Consider the following 23,581-nt stretch of genomic DNA (forward strand, 5'->3'; position numbering starts at 1 on the left):
CGCCAGCTGGGCGAGCGGCGGCAGGAGTTGCAGGTAGTAGTGGCCGAAGAAGTGGAATCCGGTGGCGACCGCGCCGGCCGACGCGCCGAACCACAGCCACAGGGCCGGCGCCCCGGTGCGGGCGATGCGCAGCGCCCGCACCACGGGCGGGATCAGTCCCGCGCAGGCCACCGCCACGATCGCGGTGTTGGCCAGGGCACGGCCCAGGACGTGGAGTTCGGATCCGGTGAACGAGGCGTACGTGCCCGAGCCGGTGACGGTCCAGAACAGGAACCCCGCCGGGTCGGTGACCAGAGCCGCGCCCAGCACCGGCAGCACGGCGCCCGCCACCACCCTGAGCAGCCCGCCGTGCGAGCCCCGGCACAGCCACAGCACCGGCAGCAGCACCGCCCCGCCGGTCTGCTTGGCAAGGAACGCGCAGCCGACGGCGGCCCCGGCCGCGCCTCAGCGGCGGCGGTCGGCGCACCACATCGCCGCCGCCGTGCACGGCAGTATGAACAGTTCGAAGCCGGCGGCCTGCGCGTCCTCGGGGTTCAGCCCGACCGAGACCAGCAGGTACAGCACGCCGGCCGTGCGGCCCGCGCGGTCGCCCCAGCGGCGCCGGGCCAGCGAGGCGAGCAGCACGGCGGTGAGCAGTTGCGCGAGGACGGCGAGGACGCGCACCGACGTGAGCGAGTCGGAGCCGGCCACCGTGAAGGCGGCCTCGTAGAGCCACGGCACCAGGGGCGGTTTGCGGTCGACGACCGTCTCGTACAGCTCGCCGCCGTGCGCCAGTATGCGGGCCTGGACGGCGAGGAGGCCCTCGTCGGGGTTCCACAGCGGCCGGGCGAAGGACGGGACGCGGGTGACGCAGGCCAGCACCGCCAGCAGGGGCAGCAGGCGGTGCCAGTAGCGGAGGTCCGTGTGCCGTTCGAGTGCGGAGCGTGATGCTGCGAGGGGCTCGGCGCGCATGGGGGGCACGCTATCCGGCCCCGTATGTCCCGCGGTGACGGGACATACGGGGCCGGTGTGTCGGACCTGGCGGCCACGCGGGCCGAGCCCTCGTCCGGTCGCCCTGCCGGTGCGGCTACTCGGTGTCACCGCGCTGCGGTTTGAACACCTCGCCGACGGGCGTCTCACGGCCGCGGGCGAGGCGGCTGTGGGTGCGGCCGTAGAGGAAGTACACGACGCAGCCGATGGCCATCCAGATGCCGAACCGGATCCAGGTCTCGGTGGGCAGGTTCAGCATCAGCCACAGGGAGGCGCCCACCGACAGGATCGGCAGGGCCGGCACCCACGGGGTGCGGAAGGAGCGGTGCAGGTCGGGGCGGGTGCGGCGCAGGATGATCACGCTGATCGCGACGATGACGAAGGCGAACAGGGTGCCGATGTTGACCAGCGCGGCGAGTTCGCTCAGCGGGGTGAAGCCCGCGACGACCGCGATCAGCACGCCCAGCAGGATGGTCGGCCGGTGCGGGGTCTTGAACTTCGGGTGGACGCGCGAGAAGAAGCGCGGCAGCAGCCCGTCGCGGCTCATCGCGAAGAAGACGCGGGTCTGGCCGAGCAGCAGGATCATGCAGACGGTGGTGAGGCCGACGGCGGCGCCGAAGCTGATGAAGCCCGCGTACCAGGGGTGGCCGGTGGCCTTGAAGGCGTCGGCGAGCGGGGCGTCCACGGACAGCCTGCTGTAGTGCTGCATTCCGGTGACGACGATGGACACGGCGACGTACAGCGCGGTGCAGATGAACAGGGAGCCGAGGATGCCGCGGGGCATGTCGCGCTGCGGGTTCCTGGTCTCCTCGGCGGCCGTGGCGACGATGTCGAAGCCGATGAAGGCGAAGAAGACGACCGACGCGGCGGTGAAGATGCCCATCACGCCGAAGTTGGCGGGAGCCCAGCCGAACAGCACCTGGATGAGGGGCGAGTCGAGACTCTCGCCCGCCGGGACCGGCTGCGACTTGGGGATGAACGGGTCGTAGTTGTCGCCCTTGATGAAGAAGGCGCCGGCGATGATCACGACGAGGACGACGGTCACCTTGATGGCGACGACGACGGACGTGATCCGCGCGGACAGCTTCATGCCGAGGACGAGGATCGCCGTGAGCACCAGGACCAGGACGGCCGCGAGGATGTCGAAGCCGAAGCCGTCGGCGCCGTCCCGGCCGCCGAGCTCGGCGGGCATCGTCCAGCCCGCGTTGCCCATCAGCGAGCGGATGTAGCCGGACCAGCCGACGGCCACCACCGCCGTCCCGAGCGCGAACTCCAGCACCAGGTCCCAGCCGATGATCCAGGCGGGCAGCTCACCGAGCGAGGCGTACGAGAAGGTGTAGGCGGACCCGGCGACCGGGACCGTGGACGCGAACTCGGCGTAGCACAGAGCGGCCAGCGCGCAGACGACACCGGCCGTGGCGAAGGCGATCGCCACGGCGGGCCCGGCGTTGTTCTTGGCGACCGTACCGGTGAGGACGAAGATGCCGGTGCCGATGATGACACCGACGCCGAAGACGGTCAGATCCAGCGCGGACAAGGATTTCTTGAGCGCGTGCTCTGGTTCCTCGGTGTCGAGGATGGACTGCTCGACCTTTTTCGTCCGGAAGAGATTGCTGCTCACGGGTACCTCCCACGCTTGTCGTCCCCGACATGATCGAGAGGGGGCGCAGTGCGTATGCCCCGGCACGGGCCTCGTCACGCGAATGGGCCGGTCGCACCACTCTTCACAGTGGTGCAACCGGCCCATCGGGACCAGTCGGGACCGCGTCAGTCGCGGGCGGCCTCCACCCCGGCGGCGGAGCGCTCGAACCGGCCGTCGATCCTGGCGACCAGGCCGGTCACCTGGCGCGCGATGTCGGGCGCGGTCAGGCCGATCTCGGCGAGCACCTCCGCGCGGGAGGCGTGGTCGAGGAAGCGCGGCGGGATGCCGAAGTCGCGCAGCGGCACGTCCACGCCCGCGTCCCTGAGGGCCTGGGCGACGGCCGAGCCGACGCCGCCGACGCGCGAGTTGTCCTCGACGGTGACGACGACGCGGTGCCGCTCGGCGAGCGGGGCCATGGCCTCGTCCACGGGCTTGACCCAGCGCGGGTCGACGACGGTGGTGGAGATGCCCTGCTTGTCGAGGAGGGCGGCCACCTCCAGGCACATCGGGGCGAGGGCGCCCACGGAGACCAGCAGCACGTCCGGGGCGTCGGTGCCGGCCTCGCGCAGCACGTCCATGCCGCCGACGCGGCCGACGGCCGGTACGGCGGGGCCGACGGCGCCCTTGGAGAAGCGGACCACGGTCGGGGCGTCGTCCACGGCGACGGCCTCGCGGAGCTGGGCGCGGACCTGCTCGGCGTCGCGCGGGGCGGCGAGCCTGAGGCCGGGCACGACCTGGAGGATCGACATGTCCCACATGCCGTTGTGGGAGGCGCCGTCGGTGCCGGTGACGCCGGCCCGGTCCAGGACGAACGTGACGCCGCACTTGTGCAGGGCGACGTCCATCAGGACCTGGTCGAAGGCGCGGTTGAGGAAGGTGGCGTAGACGGCGAAGACGGGGTGGACGCCGCCGTGCGCGAGGCCGGCCGCGGAGACGGCGCCGTGCTGCTCGGCGATGCCGACGTCGTAGACCCGGTCCGGGAAGCGCTTGGCGAACTTGTCCAGGCCGACGGGCTGGAGCATGGCCGCGGTGATCGCGACGACGTCCTCGCGCTCCTCGCCCAGCTTGACCATCTCGTCGCCGAAGACGCTCGTCCAGTCGGCGCCGGAGGTGGCGATCGGCAGGCCCGTGTCGGGGTGGATCTTGCCGACGGCGTGGAAGCGGTCGGCCTCGTCCGCGAGGGCGGGCTGGTAGCCGCGGCCCTTCTCGGTGAGGCAGTGCACGATGACGGGGCCGTTGAAGCGCTTGGCGCGGGCGAGGGCGGACTCCAGGGCCTCGATGTCGTGGCCGTCGATCGGGCCGACGTACTTCAGGCCCAGGTCCTCGAACAGGCCCTGCGGGGCGATGAAGTCCTTCAGGCCCTTCTTCGCGCCGTGCAGCGTGCCGTAGAGCGGCTTGCCGACGACCGGGGTGCGCTCCAGGAGGTCCTTGGTGCGGGCCAGGAAGCGCTCGTAGCCGTCGGTGGTGCGCAGGGTCGCCAGGTGGTTGGCGAGTCCGCCGATCGTGGGGGCGTAGGAGCGCTCGTTGTCGTTGACGACGATGACCAGCGGGCGGTCCTTGGCGTCGGCGATGTTGTTCAGCGCCTCCCAGGCCATGCCGCCGGTGAGGGCGCCGTCGCCGATGACCGCGACGACGTGGCTGTCGCGCTTGTGGAGCTGGTTGGCCTTGGCGATGCCGTCGGCCCAGCCGAGGACGGTGGAGGCGTGGCTGTTCTCGATGACGTCGTGCTCGGACTCGGCCTGCGAGGGGTAGCCGGACAGGCCGCCCTTCATCTTCAGCCGGGAGAAGTCCTGGCGTCCGGTGAGCAGCTTGTGCACGTAGGACTGGTGGCCGGTGTCCCACAGCACCTTGTCCCGGGGCGACTCGAAGACCCGGTGCAGGGCGATGGTGAGCTCGACCACGCCGAGGTTGGGGCCGAGGTGGCCGCCGGTCTTGGAGACCGCCTCGACGAGGAAGGTCCGGATCTCCCCGGCCAGCTGGTCCAGCTCCTGTGGGCTGAGCGTGTCCAGATCGCGCGGTCCCCTGATGCGGGTCAGCAGCGGCACCCGTGCCTCCTTGCAGTAGAGCTGTTCGAGCTGTTGCCGGGCTCGTCGAGTCTAATGTTCCGCCCCGGCGGGCGGCGCCCGGGCGGTGCGTCGTGCGTCACGCGATCGGCCCGGCCGCGCGCCGCCCGCCCCGTGACACGACTGTGCCCGGCACCGCCGTGGGTGCCGGGCACAGGGCCGGGGGGGCGTGGCTAGGCGCGACCCGCCGTCTTCTGCGTCTTGCGGGTGACCGAGTCGATCACGACCGTGGTGAGCAGCACCGCCGCGGTGATCATGTACTTCACCGGCTCGGCGATGGACTCCAGCTGGAGGCCGTACTGGATGGAGACGATCACCAGGACACCGAGCAGGGCGTTCCAGGTGCGGCCCCGGCCGCCGAAGAGGCTGGTGCCGCCGATGACGGCCGCGGCGATGGCGTTCATCAGCAGGTCACCGGTGCCGGCGCTCTGGTTGGCGGACGCGATCTTGGAGGCCAGGAACAGGCCGCCGATCGCGGCGAAGCCGCCCGCGATGGCGAACACGGAGATCCGGATCGCCGTGACGTTGATACCGGCTCGGCGGGACGCCTCGACGCTGCCGCCGAGCGCGAACACCTTGCGGCCGTAGGCGGTGCGGCGGAGCAGGAAGTCCGTGCCGATGAGGAAGGCCAGGAAGATCACCGTGGCCAGCGGCAGGCCCTTGTACTGGTTGTACATGAAGGCCGCGGCGAAGGAGACGACCGCCAGCAGCACGGTCCGCAGCACGATGTCGCTGAGCGGCCGGGACGGGATGCCCGCGGCCTCCCGGCGGCGGTTGCCCAGGAAGGAGGTGACGAAGAACACCGCCACGACGAGCAGGGCCAGGCCGTAGGCGGCGGCGACGTCCGCGAAGAAGTACGTCGTCAGCTGCCCGATCAGACCGTCGCTGTCGAGGTTGATGGTGCCGTTCTCGCCCAGGATCTTGAGCATGAAGCCGAGCCAGAACAGCAGGCCGGCCAGGGTCACGGCGAAGGCGGGGGCGCCCAGCACCGCGAAGAAGAAGCCGTGCGCCGCGCCGATGACCGCGCCGGCGGCGACGGCGAGCAGCACCGCCAGCCACTCGGGCATGCCCTGGTTCACGGCGAGGACGGCCGCGAGGGCGCTGGAGGCGCCGCTGACCGAGCCGACCGACAGGTCGATCTCGCCGAGCAGCAGCACGAACACGATGCCGACCGAGATCATGCCGGTGCCGACCATCGTGACGGTGATGTCGCTGATGTTCTGCGCGGACAGGAACGCGGAGTTGAGGCTCTGGAAGATGACGCAGATGAGGATGAGGCCGACGACGACGGGGATGGACCCCAGTTCGCCCGCCTTCATCTTGCGCTTGAACTCGCCCCAGTAGCCGGCGAGGCCCTGCTCGCGGACCAGCAGGCGCGGGTCGACGGCGGTGACGGCCGCGGCGGCGGCCTCCGGGTTCACCACCTCGTGCTCGTCCCGCTGGGTGCCGGAGGTCTTCTCGGTGCTCACTTGGAGGCCTCCCCGTTCGAGCGGGCCGCACGGCGGGTGACGGCGTTGTCGGTGGCGCCGGTGATGGCGGCGATGATGTCCTCCTGGGAGGTCGTCTTGACCTCGAAGACACCGTTGTTGCGGCCCAGGCGCAGCACCGCGACCTTGTCCGCGACCGCCTTGACGTCGGCCATGTTGTGGCTGATGAGGATGACGGCGTGTCCGCGCTCGCGCAGCCGCTCGACGAGGTCGAGGACCTGCGCGGTCTGCTCGACGCCGAGGGCGGCGGTGGGCTCGTCGAGGATGACCAGCTTGGGCTCGCCGAGCATGGAGCGGGCGATGGCCACGACCTGGCGCTGACCGCCGGACAGCGAGGCGATCGGGATGCGCACGCTGGGGATGCGGATCGACAGGGTCTGGAGGAGGTCGCGGGCGCGCCGCTCCATCTCCACCTCGTCGAGGATTCCGCGGCGCTTGATCTCACGGCCGAGGAACAGGTTCCCGACGACGTCGATGTTGTCGCACAGCGCGAGGTCCTGGTAGACGGTCGCGATGCCCAGCGCCTGGGCGTCGTGCGGCTTGCTGATCTGAACGGTCTTGCCGTCCCACTCGATGGCGCCTTCATCGATGGGATGCACGCCGGCGATCGTCTTCACCAGCGTGGACTTTCCGGCGCCGTTGTCGCCCACCAGGGCGACAACCTCACCGGCGTGGACCTCAAGCTCTACGTCGGTGAGCGCCTGGACGGCACCGAAACGCTTGGAGACCCCGCGCAACGCCAGCACGGGCGTAGCGGACACGTGAACCATCTCCTTCGCCGCCTGACCCGGCGGAAGGTAGTGCAGAAGATTGGGGGGTGGAGAGGTGATCCGTCCGGCGCCCCGCCACGAGCTTGCGGGGCTGTTGATGCGCGGGGCGCCGGAGGAGCCTTGGGGCAGCCGTCCCCTCATGCGGTCGCGGTACGGGAATCCGGGCCGGATTCCCGTACGCGGCAGGGGACTTCGGGCTGCTTACTTGATGCCGAGCTTGTCGCAGGCGGCCTTGTACTTGCCGGTGCAGATCTCGGCGGCGGTGTAGACGCCGTCCTTGATGACGGTGTCGTTGATGTTGTCCTTGGTCAGCGAGGTGACCGGGACGAGCACGGACGGGACGTCCTTGGCGCTGCCGCTGGAGACCTTGTCCTTGGCGATGGAGTCGAGGCTCTCGCCCTTGGCGAGCGCGACGGCCATCTCGGCGGCGGCGGCGGCCTCCGGGGCGTACGGCTTGTAGACGCTCATGTACTGCTCACCGGAGACGATGCGCTGCACACCCGCGAGTTCGGCGTCCTGGCCGGTGACCGGCACGTCGATGCCGGCGGCCTTCAGGGCGGTGATGATGCCGCCCGCCATGCCGTCGTTGGCGGAGTAGACACCGGCGATCTTGTTCTTGCCGAGCGCCGAGATCGCCGCCTCCATGTTGGCGTTGGCGTTGTCCGGCGACCACTCCTTGGTGTCGAACTCCTTGCCGACCTTGACCTTGCCGTCGAGGACCTCGTGGGCGCCCTGCTTGAACTGGGCGGCGTTCGGGTCGGTGACGGAGCCGTTCATCATGACGATCTGGCTGTCCTTGGCCTTGTCGCCCAGGGCCTCCAGCAGGGCCTTGCCCTGGGTGCGGCCGACCTCGACGTTGTCGAACGAGGTGTAGGCGCTGATCGGGCCCTCGGCGAGGCGGTCGTAGGCGACGACCTTGATGCCGGCGTCGACGGCCTTCTGGACCGAGTTCTTGATGGCCTTGGCGTCGACCGCGTCCAGGATCAGGACGTCCACCTTGTTGGTGATCATGGTGTCGACCTGCTGGGCCTGCAGGTTCGCGTCCTGACGGGCGTTGTTGTACTGGATCGTGGCCTTGTTGTCCGTCAGCTCCTTGATCTTCTTCTCGATCAAGGGGCGGTCGAACTTCTCGTAGCGGGCGGTCTTGTTCTCCGGCAGGAGCAGACCGACCTTGATGTTGTCGCCCTTCGCGGCGGAGCCGGAGGACTCGGACTTGTCGCCGGACTCCTTGGCACTCCCACAGGCGGCCAGCGAGACGGCCATCGCACCGGCGGCGACGGCAACGGCGGCACGACGCATACGCGTGTTCACTTCGAAAAACCTCCCTGACGAGGCCGCGTCGTTGCGGCCGAGGTGGCTGGAAGTCAACTCGGCCACACGTGCGACGTCAAGAAGTAAATCCTTAACGGGTTGGCAACGGTGCCATCCGTTCTCTAAGTGAAGGCGGGTGCCGCGGCAGGCAGCGAACCGTCCAAAAGGGTGGAATCACCCATCTCGCTGAGCGCGAGAGCGAGCGCTCCGAGCACCTCCGCACGGCCCCCAAGTGCCCCGGGGAGAACGGACAGTTGACGTGCCGCGCTGGGGATCGCGTAGCGGCCGACGGACTCCCGGATGGGCCCGAGCACCAGCTCACCGGCCTCGGCGAGATCACCGCCGAGGACCACCCGGCTCGGGTTCAGCAGGTTGCACAGATTGGCGACTCCGCTGCCGATGTGACGGCCGACGTCGGCGATCACCCGACGGCAGCCCGGGTCGCCGTCCCGCGCCAGCCGGACGACTCCTTCCAGCGTGAGGTCGGTGCCGTGGCTGGACTGGAGCAGCGGCAGGACGTAGCGCGCGGCCGTGAAAGTCTCCAGGCAGCCCCGGTTTCCGCAGCGGCAGACGGGGCCGGACTCATCAAGAGTAATATGACCGATTTCTCCCGCTGTGCCACCCGGGCCGCGGTAGATCTTGCCGTTGATCACCAGACCGGCGCCGACGCCGCTGGCGACCTTGATGTACGCCAGGTCCCGCACCCCGCGCCCGCTGCCCCAGACCATCTCGCCGAGGGCTCCGAGGTTCGCGTCGTTGTCCACGTGCACCGGCACGCCGAGCCGCCCCCGCAGCTCCTCGGCGGGCTTGGTGCCGCCCCAGCCGGGCAGGATGGCGGTCGAGCCGAGGGTGCCCGACTCGACGTCGATCGGACCGGGCACGCCGAGGCCCACCCCGGCGATCTTGGAACGGTCGACGCCGGTCGCCGCGATCAGACGGCTGACCAGCTCCTCCGCCCGGTCGAAACCCTGTGTCGAGGAGGCGTCCACGTCCAGCGGCTCGGCCTCCTCCGCCAGCACCTGGTGGGCGAGGTTCCCGACCGCGACACGCAAGTGCGTATGGCCGAAATCGACGCCGATGACGATGCCGGCGTCGCCGCTGAGCGAGACGGCGCGGGCCCGGCGGCCGCCGGCCGAGGTGGGGGTGACCTCGACGGTTCCGCCGTCCTTCAGTTCCCGCACGATGTTGGAGACCGTCGCGGCCGACAGGCCCGTCGTCCTCGCGATCTCCGCCTGGGTGAGCGATCCCGCCAGCCGTACGGCCCGGACGACCCTCTCCAGGTTTGCTCGGTGCAGCGACGACTGCGACCCCGGAGTCTCCACGACGACCTCCTGCGCGCGGGACCGCAGCGATGAGGCCCCGTCTATGTCCAACTAGTGAACTCTAAGCTGACCCGTTCGGGTTGCCTACCGTCAAGAGGTTGAACCGCATCCGGAATCCTGCTCACAACGCGGCACGCCGTCCCCGGGGCCGGGAACGGCGTGCGCACGAGCGGTGGCGCAGGGCTACCGGGCGGGCCGAAGATCCTTGTCGCCGAGGGCGCGCGGACTACTTCAGCGCGCCCGCCGTCAGCCCCTGCACCACCTGCCGCTGGAAGATGATGTACGCCGCCAGCACCGGCAGCATCGCCATGACCAGGCCCGCGAAGAGTCCCGACCAGTCACCCTTGTAGCCCTGGCTGACCGCGAGCTGGACCAGTCCCTGGGTGAGGACGCGCTTGTCCGGGTCGGTGTTGAGCACCGTCGGCAGCATGTACTGGTTCCACTGGCCCAGGAAGTTGAAGATGCCGACGCTGATCAGGCCCGGCTTGGCCATCGGCAGCATGATCTGGAAGAACGTCCTGCTGTGCGAGGCGCCGTCCACGAACGCCGCCTCCGCCACCGACGACGGCAGCGTCCGGAAGAACGCCGTCAGGAAGAACACGGTGAACGGCAGCGAATACGCGATGTAGACCAGGATCAGGCCGTGGATCGTGTTCAGCAGCCCCATGTTGTTCACGACGTAGAACAACGGCACCAGCGCGAGCATGATCGGGAAGCTCATGCCGCCGATGAACAGGTAGTAGATGAAGCGGTTGCCCGGGAAGTCGAAGCGGGCCAGCACGTACGCCGCCATCGAGCCCAGCACCAGGGTGCCGATGAGCGAGCCCCCCACCACCAGCACGGTGTTGAGGAAGTAGTCGCTCATGTTGGCCTCGGTCCAGGCCCGCGACCAGTTGTCGAAGTGCAGCTTGTCCGGCAGCGACCAGGGCGAGCCGAAGATGGAGGCGTCGTCCTTGAAGGACGTCATCACCGCCCACAGCAGCGGCAGGACCACCATGAAGGCCCACAGGACGAGGATGCCGTGCGAGAAGACGTTGAGGACCGTGCCCTCTTTCTTCTCCTTCGCGGGCGGCCCCGGCGGCGCGTCCGTCTTCGTGACGGTCGTACCGGACTCGGCCGGTACGGGGGCGGAGGTCTCGGTCGTCTTCATGTGATCAGTACTCCAGCCGCTCGCGCCGGCCCAGCCGCATCACGACGGCCGCGAAGGCCAGCGTCACGATGAGCAGGGCGACGCCGATGGTGGTGGCGTAGGCGGCCTGACCGTCACGGAACGCCTTCTGGTACACGTACAGGACCATGACGGTGGTCGAGTAGTCCGGGCCGCCCGGACCGGTCGTCATGATCTGCACGACCGCGAACGACTCGGCGCCGAGGGCGAGGATGCCCATGTACACCCAGCCCGACTGCACGGTGTCCCACAGCAGCGGCAGGGTGATCCGGAAGAAGGTGGTGACGCGGTTGGCGCCGTCCAGCAGCGCCGCCTCGTACAGGTCCGCGGGGATGGACGCCATGCCCGCGGAGAACAGGACCACGAAGAAGCCGACCGTGGACCACACCAGCACCGCCATCACGCACCACAGCGCCAGGTCCGGGTCGCCGAGCCAGAGCGGCTGGACGTCGCCGAAGCCGATGCCGCGCAGCAGCGAGTTGATGGCGCCGCTGTCCGGGTTGTACGCGAACGCGAACAGCAGCGCCACGATGGCGATGGACAGCACCTGCGGGAAGAAGTAGACGATCTTGTAGAAGCCCGAGCCGCGCACACCGGAGATGACCGGTCCGCCCCTGCGGCGCCGCCCGCCCACGTTGATCATGAAGGCGAAGAACAGCGCCAGGCCGATCGTCACCACCGGCAGCAGCAGCGCGAACAGCAGGCTGTGCTGGAGCGACTTCCAGAAGATGTCGTCGTCGAGCATCCTTTCGTAGTTGTCGAAGCCGACCATGGTGAAGTCGGGGCTCAGGCCGGTCCAGTCCGTGAACGAGTAGTAGATGGACTGGATGAACGGCCAGATGACGAAAAGCGCGTACAGCCCCAGGGGCACCGCAAGGAACCCCACGATGAACCGGTACTTGCCGTGCTGCATTGCTACCGACCCCGATCTGCGCGCGGGTACCGCCGCCAGGGCCTGCCCGGCGCGCCTGACGCGCCGGGCAGGCCCTGGTGACGGGGCGTCACTGGTGCTTGTAGTGCTTGATCGACGTGTCCTTGGCGGCCTCGTCGGCGAACGCCTGGATCTTCTTGATGGCCTCGGCCGGGGTGATGCGGCCGGCCATCATCTCGCCGAGACCGGCGACACCGATCTTCTCCTTCTGCAGCTGCACGTACCAGTCCTGGATACGCGGGTTCACCACGTTCTCGCCGGCCTTCTCCAGCGCCGCGACACCGGCCTTCAGGCCCGGGGTGAGGCTGATGCCGTCGGTGCCGCCGTTGTACGCGGTGAGCGACTTGACCTTGCTGGTGAAGTTCTTGGAGGACGCCTCGCTGAGCATGATGCGCAGCTGCTCCATGCCACCCGCGCCGTTCTTCGCCTTGGCGGGCACGATGAAGGGCTCGCCGCCGGAGGCCCAGATGGTGCCGAAGGGCAGCTTGTCGGAGCTGTCCAGGCCGGTCGGCGCGGAGACGGCCAGGTCGAAGTCGGCCGGGATGACGTTCGCCGACTCGTTCTCCACCCAGGAGCCGTTCGGGATGAACAGCGCCTTGCCCTTGGCCCACGCGGTCTGCGACTGGATGTGGTCCAGGCCCGGGGTGCCCTTGAGGACGTAGCCCTTCTTGACCAGCTCGTAGTAGGCCTCGAAGCACGCCTTGACGGCCGGGTGCTTCCAGGCGTTGGGCTCCAGGTTGTCGATGGCGTCCAGGACCTCGCGGCCGCCGACCTTGCCGATCATCGGGTAGAGCGAGAACGGGACGTAGTACGGGTACTTGCCCGCGTACGTCCAGCCCGCCATGCCCTTCTTCTTGGCCTTCTCGCACACGGCGAGCATCTGGTCCCAGGTCTCCGGGTACTGCTCGTCGAGCGAGTCCAGCGCCTTCTGCGAGTACCAGACGCCGTACACCGTGTACGCGTAGTACAGGATCCACACCTGGTCGCCGTCGAACTGGCCCATCTCCACGATGCCGGGGCGCAGCGTGTCGCGGACCTTCTTGTTCGGGTCGTCGTAGGACGGCGCGTCGAGCAGCGCGGTGAGGTCGGCGAGCTGCTTCTTGCCGACCAGGACGCCCATGTCCATCTGCTCGGCGCCGGAGTTGTCGATGAGGTCCGGCGGGGTGCCCTGGTTGAAGCGGGGCTGGAGCGTGGACTGGATCTTCTGGGTGGCGGAGAACTTGACCTTAGCCTTGGGGAAGTTCGTCTCGTAGATCTTGACGGCGTCCTCGGCGTACTCCTTGCCGAAGCCGCCGTCGAACAGCACGAACTCCATCTGCGCGCTGTCGTTGACGCCGAGGGGGTTCTTGGCGGTCTTCTTGCCGGCCTTGGCCTTGTCCTGCTCGTCGCCCCCGCCGCCGCTCGCGCACGCGGACAGGAAGCTCATGGTGGGGACGGTGATCAGACCGAGTGCGGCGGACCGCTTGATCAGATCGCGGCGGCCTACGCCCGCCGTACCGCTGTGCTCGGAGCCGTTGTTCTCGGTGTGGGTGGATCCCATGCTCAAGTCCTCGCCTTCTCCAGGACTCAGGCGGTGAACCGGATCCTCCCCGGCACCGCGGTCGGGTCAAGCTGGGTCGTGCAGGAAGTGCGGGTCGTGCGAAACGCGTACTCGGGTGTGGGGACTACTCAATGCATGTTGTTCCGGGATCGCGGGGAATTGCTCTGCGGCTGGCGTGTTCCGTGCATCGAACCACCCCTTCCGACTCCCCCCGGGCCCGCTCCCGACCGGCGACACCCGAAGGGTGCGGACGCCGACAGGTATAGTCCACTTCCCGCCAGGGGAGCAAGATCGAATGCAAGGTTCACCGTGGGTCTTTTCCGAAGTGAGACCTCGCGGAAATATGAGCGACCTGTGCGTTCCCCGGCGGAAAAATCCCCGGTATTGCCCCCGAACGGCACACTCAACACCCTTGACACCGCCGAGTACTTGACCCACTACTGTTCCTTGCGCAGCAAAGCTGACAACGTTGTCCGCACGCAGGGAGGATGGCCCGGACATGCAACACAGAGCTCGGCACAGATGGGGTCCGGCGGTCGTGTGCACGGCCGCCTTTGTCATGGCCGTGGGCTCGCAGGGCGCGGCGGTCGCCCTGCCGGAGGCTCCCGACGCCGCGGGGCGGGAGTTCGCCTCGTCGTTCGAGGCGGACGATCCGGCCCCGGACTGGCTGAACACCGTCGAGGCGGCACCGGACGGCGGCAAGCGGGCCTCCGGGGTGGACGGCGGGTACAGCAGCGGCATACCGGGCAATGTGACCGACCATGTCACGGACGTCCGGGCGAGCGCCGAGAACACCGGTGGCGGCGAGGTGAAGGAGAACCTCGTCGACGGCGAGCCGAGCACCAAGTGGCTGGCCTTCGAGCGGACCGGCTGGGTGGAGTTCGACCTCGACAAGCCCGTCAGGATGGCCCGTTACGCGCTCACCTCGGCCAACGACCACGCCGAGCGCGACCCCGTGGACTGGACGCTGAAGGGCTCGGCGGACGGCGAGGACTGGAAGACGCTCGACACCCGTTCCGGCGCGTCCTTCTCCGAGCGGTTCCAGACGAAGACGTACGACGTCGCGGAGCCCGCCGAGTACCGGCACTTCCGGCTCGACATCACCAAGAACAACGGCGGGGACATCCTTCAGCTCGCCGACGTGCAGTTCTCCACGGGCGGCGGCGACGGTCCGGTCCCGCAGGACATGCTCTCGCTGGTCGACCGCGGCCCGAGCGGCTCCCCCACCGCCAAGGCCGGCGCGGGCTTCACCGGCAAGCGGGCCCTCAGGTACGCCGGACGGCACACCTCCGACGGCCGGGCCTACTCGTACAACAAGGTCTTCGACGTCGACGTGGCCGTGGACCGCAACACCCGGCTCGGCTACCGCGTCTTCCCGTCGATGGCGGACGGCGACCTCGACTACGACGCCACGAACGTCTCCGTGGACCTCGCCTTCACCGACGGCACCTACCTCAGCGACCTGGGCGCCACCGACAGCCACGGCTTCGCGCTGACGCCGCGCGGGCAGGGCGCGGCCAAGGTGCTGTACGTCAACCAGTGGAACAACGTCACCTCGCGGATCGGCTCGGTCGCGGCGGGCAAGACGGTCGACCGGATCCTGGTCGCGTACGACTCCCCGAAGGGCCCGGCGAAGTTCCGGGGCTGGGTGGACGACGTGACGATCCGGCCCGTGCCGCCGGAGGCGCCGAAGGCCCACCCGTCGGACTACGCGCTGACGACGCGCGGCACCAACTCCAGCGGCGGCTTCTCGCGCGGCAACAACTTCCCGGCGACGGCCGTGCCGCACGGCTTCAACTTCTGGACGCCGGTGACGAACGCCGGCTCGCTGAGCTGGCTGTACGACTACGCGCGCGGCAACAACGCGGACAACCTGCCGACGATCCAGGCGTTCAGCGCGAGCCACGAGCCGAGCCCGTGGATGGGCGACCGGCAGACCTTCCAGGTGATGCCGTCGGCCGCCCCCGGCACCCCGGACCACGGCCGTGAGGCGCGTGAGCTGGCCTTCCGGCACGAGAACGAGACCGCGCGGCCGTACTACTACGGGGTGCGGTTCGAGAACGGCCTGAAGGCGGAGATGACGCCGACGGACCACGCGGCGATGCTCCGCTTCACCTACCCCGGCGACGACGCGAGCGTCCTGTTCGACAACGTCACCGACCAGGCGGGCCTCAGCCTCGACAAGGAGAACGGGATCGTCACCGGCTACTCGGACGTGAAGTCCGGGCTGTCCGCGGGCGCCACCCGCCTCTTCGTGTACGGCGTGTTCGACAAGCCGGTCACCGAGGGCTCCGCCGGCGGCGTCAAGGGCCATCTGCGCTTCGACGCGGGCGAGGACCGCACGGTGACGCTGCGCCTGGCCACCTCGCTGATCAGCGTCGACCAGGCGAAGGACAACCTGCGCCAGGAGATCCCCGACGGCACGGACTTCTCCGCGGTCAAGAACCGCGCCCAGAAGCAGTGGGACAAGCTGCTGGGCAAGGTCGAGGTGGAGGGCGCGACGCCGGACCAGCTGACCACGCTGTACTCCAGCCTGTACCGGCTGTACCTGTACCCGAACTCGGGCTTCGAGAAGGTCGACGGCAAGTTCAAGTACGCGTCGCCGTTCTCGCCGATGCCGAACCCGGACACGCCGACGCACACCGGCGCGAAAATCGTGGACGGCAAGGTGTACGTGAACAACGGCTTCTGGGACACCTACCGGACGACCTGGCCGGCGTACTCCTTCCTGACGCCGAGCCGGGCCGGTGAGCTGGTCGACGGGTTCGTGCAGCAGTACAAGGACGGCGGCTGGACCTCGCGCTGGTCCTCGCCCGGTTACGCCGACCTGATGACCGGCACGTCCTCGGACGTCGCGTTCGCGGACGCGTACGTCAAGGGCGTCGACTTCGACGAGAAGGCGGCGTACGACGCGGCCGTGAAGAACGCGACCGTCGTGCCGCCGGCGTCCGGCGTGGGCCGCAAGGGCATGGCGACCTCGCCGTTCCTCGGCTACACGAGCAGCGAGACGCACGAGGGCCTGTCGTGGGCGCTGGAGGGCTACCTCAACGACTACGGCATCGCGCGCATGGGCCACAAGCTCTACGAGGAGACCGGCGAGAAGCGCTACCGGGAGGAGTCGGAGTACTTCCTGAACCGCGCCCGGGACTACGTCAACCTCTTCGACCCGAAGGCCGGCTTCTTCCAGGGGAAGAACGCCAAGGGCGACTGGCGCGTGGCGTCCGAGAAGTACGACCCGCGCGTGTGGGGCCACGACTACACCGAGACCAACGGCTGGGGCTACGCCTTCACCGCCCCGCAGGACAGCCGCGGCCTGGCCAACCTGTACGGCGGGCGCAAGGGCCTCGGGGACAAACTCGACGAGTACTTCTCCACCCCGGAGACGGCCTCGCCGGAGTTCGTCGGCTCCTACGGCGGTGTCATCCACGAGATGACGGAGGCCCGTGACGTCCGGATGGGCATGTACGGGCACTCCAACCAGGTCGCCCACCACGCCATCTACATGTACGACGCGGCCGGGGAACCCTGGAAGGCGCAGAAGAACGTCCGTGAGGTGCTGTCCCGGCTCTACACCGGCAGCGAGATCGGGCAGGGCTACCACGGCGACGAGGACAACGGCGAGCAGTCGGCCTGGTTCCTGTTCTCCGCGCTGGGCTTCTACCCGCTGGTGATGGGCAGCGGCGAGTACGCCGTCGGGTCCCCGCTGTTCAAGAAGGCGACCGTGCACCTGGAGAACGGCCGCGAACTGGTCGTGAAGGCGCCGGACAACAGCGCGAAGAACGTGTACGTGCAGGGCCTGAAGGTCAACGGCCGTACCTGGACGAAGACCTCGCTGCCGCACTCGCTGCTCGCGAAGGGCGGGGTGCTGGAGTTCGACATGGGTCCGCGTCCGTCGTCGTGGGGCACCGGTGAGGACGCGGCGCCCGTCTCGGTCACGCGGGACGACAAGGTGCCGGCGCCGCGCGCGGACGTCCTGGAGGGCGAGGGTGCCCTGTTCGACGACACGTCGGCGACGAACGCCACGGTGTCGACGGTCGGACTGCCGGTCGGCGAGCAGACGAAGGCCGTGCAGTACACGCTGACGTCGGCGGACCGCGCCAGGGCGCCCGAGGGCTGGGTGCTCCAGGGCTCGGCCGACGGCAGCACCTGGCGGGACCTGGACAAGCGTTCCGGTGAGTCGTTCCGCTGGGACCGGCAGACCCGGGCGTTCTCGGTGCCGGAGCCGGGCGCGTACCGGCACTACCGGCTGGTCCTGGACGGCGAGGCCGCGCTGGCGGAGGTGGAGCTGCTGTCCTGACGGGAGGTCATGGCGGGTCCGGGCCGGGCGGCGCCGGTCCGGACCCGCCATCCCCTCCTGCCGCACGGGGTACCCCCTGCGGCGCGGATGCACCACAATGACCGGGCCGAGGCAGCCGCCGAGTTCCCGAGGGTTCCATGACGTTTTCCCCGCCCGTTCCGCGTGACGAGGTCGATCCCGCGTGGCTGCCGGTCACCGCCTTCCGGGCGGTCGGCGGCGCACGCACGCTCGTCAAGGGCTCCGGACCGCTCGTGGACACCGTGCACGGTGAAGTGGCCGCCGCCTGCGGGCGGTTCGGCGGACAGGTCGACCGGGACACGGGCGACGGCCCCCACGACCTGGTGCTGGAGCTGAGCGACGCCGCCGGCCCCGAGCTGGGCGACGAGGGCTTCGCCGTCGGGCGGGAGCGCGGCACGACGACCGTCACGGCCGCCGGTGGACACGGCCTGCTGTACGGCCTGTTCCACGTCGTACGGCTCGGCCCCGCCGCCTTCGGCGGTGACCACCCCCGCGAGACGCACCGCCCGGCGACCGCGTCGCGCATGCTGGACCACTGGGACAACGTGGCCGTGCACCCGGTCATGGGCCAGGTGGAGCGCGGCTACGCGGGCGGCTCGCTGTTCTGGGCGGACGGGCGGGCCCGCGGCGACCTGGAGCGGGTGCGCGCCTACGGCAGGCTGCTCGCGGCCTGCGGGATCAACGCGGTCGCCGTCAACAACGTCAACGTGCACGAGACCGAGGCGCGTCTGCTCACCGACCGGATCGGTGAAGTGGCCGCGATCGCCGACGCGTTGCGGCCGTACGGCATCAGGACCCATCTGTCGGTCACCTTCGCCGCGCCGATGGTGCTGGGCGGGCTGCCCACCGCCGATCCGCTGGACACGGCGGTGCGCGACTGGTGGGCGGGCGCGACCCGGCGCGTGTACGGGGCGGTCCCCGACTTCGGCGGATACGTCGTGAAGGCCGACTCGGAGGGCCAGCCCGGCCCGTTCGCCTACGGCCGCAGCCACGCCGACGGCGCGAACATGCTGGCCGCCGCGCTGGAACCGTACGGCGGGACCGTGCACTGGCGGGCCTTCGTCTACGACCACCGGCAGGACTGGCGGGACCGCACGACGGACCGCGCGCGGGCCGCCCACGACCACTTCACGCCGCTGGACGGTCGGTTCGCGGCGAACGCGGTGCTCCAGGTCAAGCACGGGCCGATGGACTTCCAGACGCGCGAGCCGGTGTCGCCGCTGATCGGCGCGATGCCCGGCACCCGGCTCGCGGTCGAGGTGCAGGCCACCCAGGAGTACACCGGTCAGCAGCGGCACGTGTGCTGGCTCGGGCCGATGTGGAGCGAGGTGCTGCGGTTCCGGCCGGAGAAGGACGCCGGTCCCACCGTGGGCGAGTTGGCGCGCGGTGGTCTGGTGGCGGTCTCGAACGCCGGGGACGACCCGTTCTGGACCGGTCATCCGCTCGCCCAGGCGAACCTGTACACCTTCGGCCGGCTGGCCTGGGAGCCGGACGCCGACCCGGACCGGATCCTCGGCGAGTGGATCGCGCTGACCCATCCGGACGCTCCCCCGGAACTGGTGGCCGGGCTGCACGCGGTGCTGGACGGTTCGTGGCGGACGTACGAGAAGTACACCGCGCCGCTCGGGGTGGGCTTCATGGTGCAGCCGGGGCACCACTACGGGCCGAGCGTGGACGGCTACGAGTACAGCCCCTGGGGCACCTACCACTTCGCCGACCGGGACGGCGTCGGTGTGGACCGCAGCGCGGCGACCGGCACCGGGTACGCGGGGCAGTACGCCAAGCCGTGGGCCGAGGTGTACGAGTCGCCCGGGACCTGCCCCGACGAACTGCTGCTGTTCTTCCACCACGTGCCGTACGGGCACGTCCTGCACAGCGGCAGGACCGTGATCCAGCACATCTACGACACGCACTTCGAGGGCGTGGCGGAGGTGGAGGAGGCCCGCCGGGTGTGGGCGGGCCTCGCGGACCTGGTGGCACCGGCGCGTCACGCGCGCGTGGCGGAGCGGTACGAGGAACAGGTGCGCAGCGCCCGTGAGTGGCGCGACCAGGTCAACAGCTACTTCCTCCGCAAGTCCGGGGTGCCCGACGAGCGGGGGCGGCGCATCCACTGAGGCCGCTGAGGCCGCGCTCGCGTCCGCGTCCCGGAGTGCGGGGCGCGGTCACGCGGTGAAGTCCTCCTGGGTCTCGGCGATCACCGGGCGGCTGCTGTGCAGCAGGGACAGCAGCAGCGGGGCGGCCAGCAGGGCGGGCAGGGCCTCGGTCATGAGGGCGGTCAGGGCGCCGGTCAGGACGAGCAGGGAGGCGGCGCCGAGGGTGGCGCGCCAGTGCCGGACCGTGAAGTACGCGGCGAGCCGGGCGGTGTCGCGGGCGCGGAACGCGAACAGCGACGTGAGGACGAGGGCGTGCGCGCCCCACAGCAGGGAGCCCGCGCCGATCACCGCGAGCAGCACCGCCCACCAGCGGGGCAGGCCGGTCGCGGCGAAGTGGGTGAGGGTGAACGCGATGACGGTGAGCCAGGCGAGCAGCGGCGTCCACAGCTTCAGGGCGGGCACGGCGTTCAGGCGCCAGCCGCGCCGGTAGGTGCGGGCGGGGTGCAGGTCGGTCAGGTCGTGACGGCGGTGGTGCAGGGCGTACAGCGCGGCGGACAGCGCCGGGCCGAGCGGCAGCAGGCAGACGGCCGCGAGGGGCGGGCCGGCCGCGCCGGGACCGAGCAGCAGCAGCGCGGCCAGTCCCGGGGAGGCGGCGAGGAGCAGCAGCACCTCGACGGTGAGAAGGGTGTAAATCAGGGCGGCGGCGCGGGAGAGCGGGCCGTCGCCGAAGCCGGCCCCGTTCCCCGGCGCCCGCCCCGCCGGACCGTTCACGGCACGTCCCTGCCCAGCAGCCGCCGTTCGTCCCACCAGGGCGGCGCCTCGTCGGCGACCGGGCTGAGCTCGACCAGGGTGACCTCGTGGCGGGCGAGGGTGAGGGTCAGGTCCACCCGGCCGTCCTCGACCGGGAGCCGCCGGTGGCCGCGGGCGGGTTCGGCGGCCTCGTGCAGCATGTCGAGCTGCGAGGGCGTCGGCGAGCGCGGGCTGCCCAGGTGCCGCCAGGCCGTGTACGCGTTGCCGTGTTCCTCGTCCACGGTGGAGCGCCGGACGAACGCCTCACCGCGCGGCCGGTCGCCGACGGGGACGGACAGGCGCAGGGTGTGCCGGTCGGGGCCGGGGGTCTGGCCGGTCGGGTCGACGGGCGCCCAGGCGAGGACGGTGACCCGGCCGTCGGTGTGCCGGGACACGAGGTGGTCCGCGCCGCGCGCGAGCCGCTGCCCGCCCATCCGGGCCATGAAGGCGTACAGGTGGTACGTCGGTTTGCGCACCTGCCGGTGGGTGAGCAGGCCGAAGCCGCCGTGGAACAGGGCGGTGGGCACGCCGGTCTCCTCGAACACGTCGCTGAACGTCCAGTAGGAGAAGGAGTCGGCGTGGTCGCCGCCCGCCGTGACGACGGGAGCCAGGTAGGCGGCGTGGAACGCGGTGTCGTGGACGGCGTTGTCGGGCCGGTAGGAGGAGTTGAACTCCGTGATGTGGACTGGGAGTTCGCCCAGGTGCGTGCCCTTGAGGGCGCGGCGCGGCGCGGCGAACTGGTCGAGCAGGCCGGTCGCCGGCATGAGCGTCTGGTGGACGGCGAACGGGACGTGCTGGGCGGGTCCGGAGGTGTAGGCGTGCCGGGAGACGAAGTCGACGGGGACGTCGCGCCGGTCGGTGAATTCGGCGAACCGCTCCAGCCACGCGTCGGCGCCCGGCGAGATCGCGGGCCCGCCGACCTGGATCGCCGGGTCGACCTCCTTCACGGCGTGGGCGGTCACCTCGTACATGCGGTGGTAGGCCGCTTCGTCCGCGTTCTGCCAGAAGTCCGGCAGGTTGGGCTCGTTCCACACCTCGACGGGCCAGGTGCGGACCTCGTCGGCGCCGTAGCGGTCGACGAGGTGGGCGAGCGTGGCGCGGACCAGGCCGGCCCACTCCCGCCAGTCGCGCGGCGGGGTGACGTTGCCGCGCCACCAGAACACCGTCCGCTCCCCCGACGCCAGCCCTTCGGGCATGAAGCCGAGTTCGAGGAACGGCCGGATGCCGAGGCCCAGGTAGGCGTCGATCACCTGGTCGACGTAGGTGAAGGAGTGGTGGACGCGGCGGGTGCCCTGCCAGTCGTAGGGGCGGTGCACGCCCATGCCGTCGCTGAGCAGGCCGTGGCCCCGGATGTGCCGGAAGCCGATGTCGCGCTGGAGGAGGGCGAGGGAGTCCTGGTAGTCGCGGCGCAGGGCGAGTTCGAGGCGGCCGGTGCCGACGCAGGTCCGCCAGGCGTCGGACAGCGGACCGTCGGACTCGGCGGGGACGCGGATCACCCGTTCTCCTTCCGGTACCGGTCGTGGGCCTTGTTGTGCAGGTCGACGAGCTGCTGCATGTTCTTCGCCTTCAGCTCGGCGACGTAGGCGTTCCACTCGGACAGGGGGCGCTTGCCGAGGACGAACTGCAGGAGGTTCTGCGTGACGTGGTCCTTCAGCGGCGTGTCCCACAGGGAGGCCTGCTCCTGCTCGGCGGACTCCAGCGGGTGCGGCGGGTCGACCGGCAACTCCTTGCGCCGCGCCATCGCGGCCTGGAACTTCTTCTCGTCGGGGCTGAAGGCGGAGGAGACCAGCTGCCAACTGCCGCCGTAGGAGAAGACGCCGTTGTAGAAGCCGAAGTCCTTCTGCATGTCCTTCGGGGCGTCCGGGTCGGAGCCGAGCAGGCTGATGCCGTCCTTCGGCCGGTACTGGCCGGGGCCGGAGCTGGTGTGGGTGACGCCCTCGACGCCCCACTTGGACAGCAGCTGGCCCTCGTCGGAGTACCACAGCCAGTCCACGAACTGCATGAGGGCGACGAAGTTCTCGCTCTTGAGGGCCTCGCTGGAGATCATCATGCCGTTCTCCAGGCGGCTGCCGCCGAGCACCACGGGTCCGGCCGGGCCGATCGGCACCGGGATCATCTCGATCCTGGCGCCCTTGACCTGCTTCTGCAGGTTGTAGCGGTAGTTCTGGACGAGTTCCTGCGGGTTGGCGCTGATCACGAAGGACTTCTCGGAGAGCAGCTTCTGCACGGCCTCGTCGTCGGTCTGCGTGAAGCTCTCGGGGTCGAGCAGCTTCTCGGCGACGAGACCCCGGACGTACTCGACCATGCCCCGGAAGGCGTCGGTGGCGCCGGTGAAGACGAACTTCTGCTGGGCCGCGTCCCAGCTGATGTTGAGGTAGGACCAGCCGGCCCGGACGCCGTGGGCCTGGCCGAGGTAGCCGAACAGGGCGCCGGCCGGGAACGGCGTGTTGGTGGACCAGCGGTCGGTCCACGGGTAGCGGTCCGGGTACTCCTCCTTGAGCGCCTTCAGCGTCTCGTGGACCTCGTCCCACGTGCCGGGCGTCTTCAGGCCGAGTCGTTCGAGGACGTCGGTGCGCAGCGAGAGCGAGTAGTTGGCCTTGGCCTTCTCGTGCAGGCCGGGCAGCAGGTAGTAGTTGCCGTCGGACTGGCGCAGCGAGTCGACCTCCGGCTGGAGGTTCCATCTCCTGACCTTGTCCCGGAAGTTGGGCATCAGGTCGACGTACTCGCTGACGGGCAGGATCGCGCCGGACGACACGAACGCGGTCTCGCCGCCCGGGTAGGTCTTGGGGATGAGGAAGGGCGCGTCGCCGGCGCCGATGAGCAGGCTGCGCTTCTTCTCGTAGTCGCTGAGCGGGACGGCGATCGGCTTCAGGGTGACGCCGGTGCGCCTGGTGACCTCCTTCCAGAACAGCCAGTCGTCCTTCATGGGGTAGACGGGGTTGTTGTTGTGCAGCACCTCGAACGACAGCGGCTTCGTCGCCTTGAACCGGTCGCCGGCGCCGTACTTCTTCATGGCGCCCTCCCGCTTCTTGGTGAGGTCCTTGCTGCCGGAGGACTCCTCGCCGCTGCCGCAGCCGGTGAGGGCGGCCAGGCCGGCGAATCCGGCGGCGGCGAGTATCTGACGGCGTGACAGGCCGGGGTTGTTCACGGGTGCTCCTGGGGTGCGAAGGAGAGGGAGAGC

The 23,581-nt window shown here is 70.0% G+C and carries 14 protein-coding genes and 1 pseudogene; 2 read left to right on the forward strand and 13 right to left on the reverse strand.

The genetic code is table 11. The annotated features are described in order from the left end of the window. From QC282_RS12970 to ngcE, 10 genes and pseudogenes are all read right to left on the reverse strand, one after another. Window positions 1–951 (reverse strand): annotated as a pseudogene (locus QC282_RS12970) (ArnT family glycosyltransferase); the annotation flags it as partial. 115 nt (window positions 952–1,066) lie between these two features. Next, on the reverse strand, window positions 1,067–2,590 hold the full coding sequence (locus QC282_RS12975) for an amino acid permease (RefSeq protein WP_279549455.1): 1,524 nt from the start codon (window positions 2,588–2,590) through the stop codon (window positions 1,067–1,069). Between the two features lie 146 nt (window positions 2,591–2,736). Beyond that, window positions 2,737–4,656: a 1-deoxy-D-xylulose-5-phosphate synthase gene (gene dxs, locus QC282_RS12980; protein ID WP_279549456.1), complete on the reverse strand. Its 1,920-nt coding sequence runs from the start codon at window positions 4,654–4,656 to the stop codon at window positions 2,737–2,739. Between the two features lie 191 nt (window positions 4,657–4,847). Next, entirely contained in the window at window positions 4,848–6,143 is a 1,296-nt protein-coding gene (locus QC282_RS12985; RefSeq protein WP_279549457.1) for a sugar ABC transporter permease, read from the reverse strand. Further along, window positions 6,140–6,931 (reverse strand): ATP-binding cassette domain-containing protein, encoded by a 792-nt coding sequence (locus QC282_RS12990; RefSeq protein ID WP_279549458.1) that lies wholly within the window; start codon window positions 6,929–6,931, stop codon window positions 6,140–6,142. Before QC282_RS12990 ends, QC282_RS12985 begins: the two co-directional genes overlap by 4 nt. A 201-nt stretch (window positions 6,932–7,132) precedes the next feature. Then, window positions 7,133–8,230: a sugar ABC transporter substrate-binding protein gene (locus QC282_RS12995; RefSeq protein ID WP_279549571.1), complete on the reverse strand. Its 1,098-nt coding sequence runs from the start codon at window positions 8,228–8,230 to the stop codon at window positions 7,133–7,135. A 134-nt stretch (window positions 8,231–8,364) separates the two neighbouring features. Further along, window positions 8,365–9,564: an ROK family transcriptional regulator gene (locus QC282_RS13000; protein ID WP_279549459.1), complete on the reverse strand. Its 1,200-nt coding sequence runs from the start codon at window positions 9,562–9,564 to the stop codon at window positions 8,365–8,367. 226 nt (window positions 9,565–9,790) lie between these two features. Further along, window positions 9,791–10,714 carry a carbohydrate ABC transporter permease gene (locus QC282_RS13005; RefSeq protein ID WP_279549460.1) on the reverse strand — a complete coding sequence of 308 codons (924 nt, stop codon included), beginning with the start codon at window positions 10,712–10,714 and terminating at the stop codon, window positions 9,791–9,793. A gap of 4 nt (window positions 10,715–10,718) precedes the next feature. Continuing rightward, entirely contained in the window at window positions 10,719–11,645 is a 927-nt protein-coding gene (locus QC282_RS13010) for a sugar ABC transporter permease (RefSeq protein ID WP_279549461.1), read from the reverse strand. Window positions 11,646–11,733: 88 nt separating this feature from the next. After that, the gene (gene ngcE, locus QC282_RS13015; RefSeq protein ID WP_279549462.1) at window positions 11,734–13,203 is read right to left on the reverse strand and encodes an N-acetylglucosamine/diacetylchitobiose ABC transporter substrate-binding protein; all 1,470 of its coding nucleotides are present in this window, start codon (window positions 13,201–13,203) and stop codon (window positions 11,734–11,736) included. A gap of 499 nt (window positions 13,204–13,702) precedes the next feature. On the opposite strand from ngcE, the gene QC282_RS13020 reads away from it, so the two are divergent. Together QC282_RS13020 and QC282_RS13025 are read left to right on the forward strand one after the other, a co-directional pair. Then, window positions 13,703–17,500 (forward strand): GH92 family glycosyl hydrolase, encoded by a 3,798-nt coding sequence (locus QC282_RS13020; RefSeq protein WP_279549463.1) that lies wholly within the window; start codon window positions 13,703–13,705, stop codon window positions 17,498–17,500. A gap of 137 nt (window positions 17,501–17,637) precedes the next feature. Continuing rightward, window positions 17,638–19,632, forward strand: coding sequence for an alpha-glucuronidase (locus QC282_RS13025; RefSeq protein ID WP_279549464.1), 1,995 nt, complete (start codon window positions 17,638–17,640; stop codon window positions 19,630–19,632). A 48-nt stretch (window positions 19,633–19,680) separates the two neighbouring features. Here QC282_RS13025 and QC282_RS13030 read toward each other — a convergent pair whose 3' ends face one another. From QC282_RS13030 to QC282_RS13040, 3 genes are read right to left on the reverse strand one after another with little or no spacing between them, the layout of a single operon-like run. Then, window positions 19,681–20,382: a hypothetical protein gene (locus tag QC282_RS13030; protein WP_279549465.1), complete on the reverse strand. Its 702-nt coding sequence runs from the start codon at window positions 20,380–20,382 to the stop codon at window positions 19,681–19,683. Next, window positions 20,379–21,896: a xylan 1,4-beta-xylosidase gene (locus QC282_RS13035; protein ID WP_279549466.1), complete on the reverse strand. Its 1,518-nt coding sequence runs from the start codon at window positions 21,894–21,896 to the stop codon at window positions 20,379–20,381. The genes QC282_RS13030 and QC282_RS13035 overlap by 4 nt, the downstream gene beginning before the upstream one ends. Beyond that, window positions 21,893–23,548 (reverse strand): extracellular solute-binding protein, encoded by a 1,656-nt coding sequence (locus QC282_RS13040; RefSeq protein ID WP_279549467.1) that lies wholly within the window; start codon window positions 23,546–23,548, stop codon window positions 21,893–21,895. Before QC282_RS13040 ends, QC282_RS13035 begins: the two co-directional genes overlap by 4 nt. Window positions 23,549–23,581: the final 33 nt, after the last annotated feature.

Origin of the sequence: Streptomyces sp. DH24 (assembly GCF_029813775.1) — a bacterium.
In the GTDB taxonomy this organism is placed as follows: domain Bacteria; phylum Actinomycetota; class Actinomycetes; order Streptomycetales; family Streptomycetaceae; genus Streptomyces.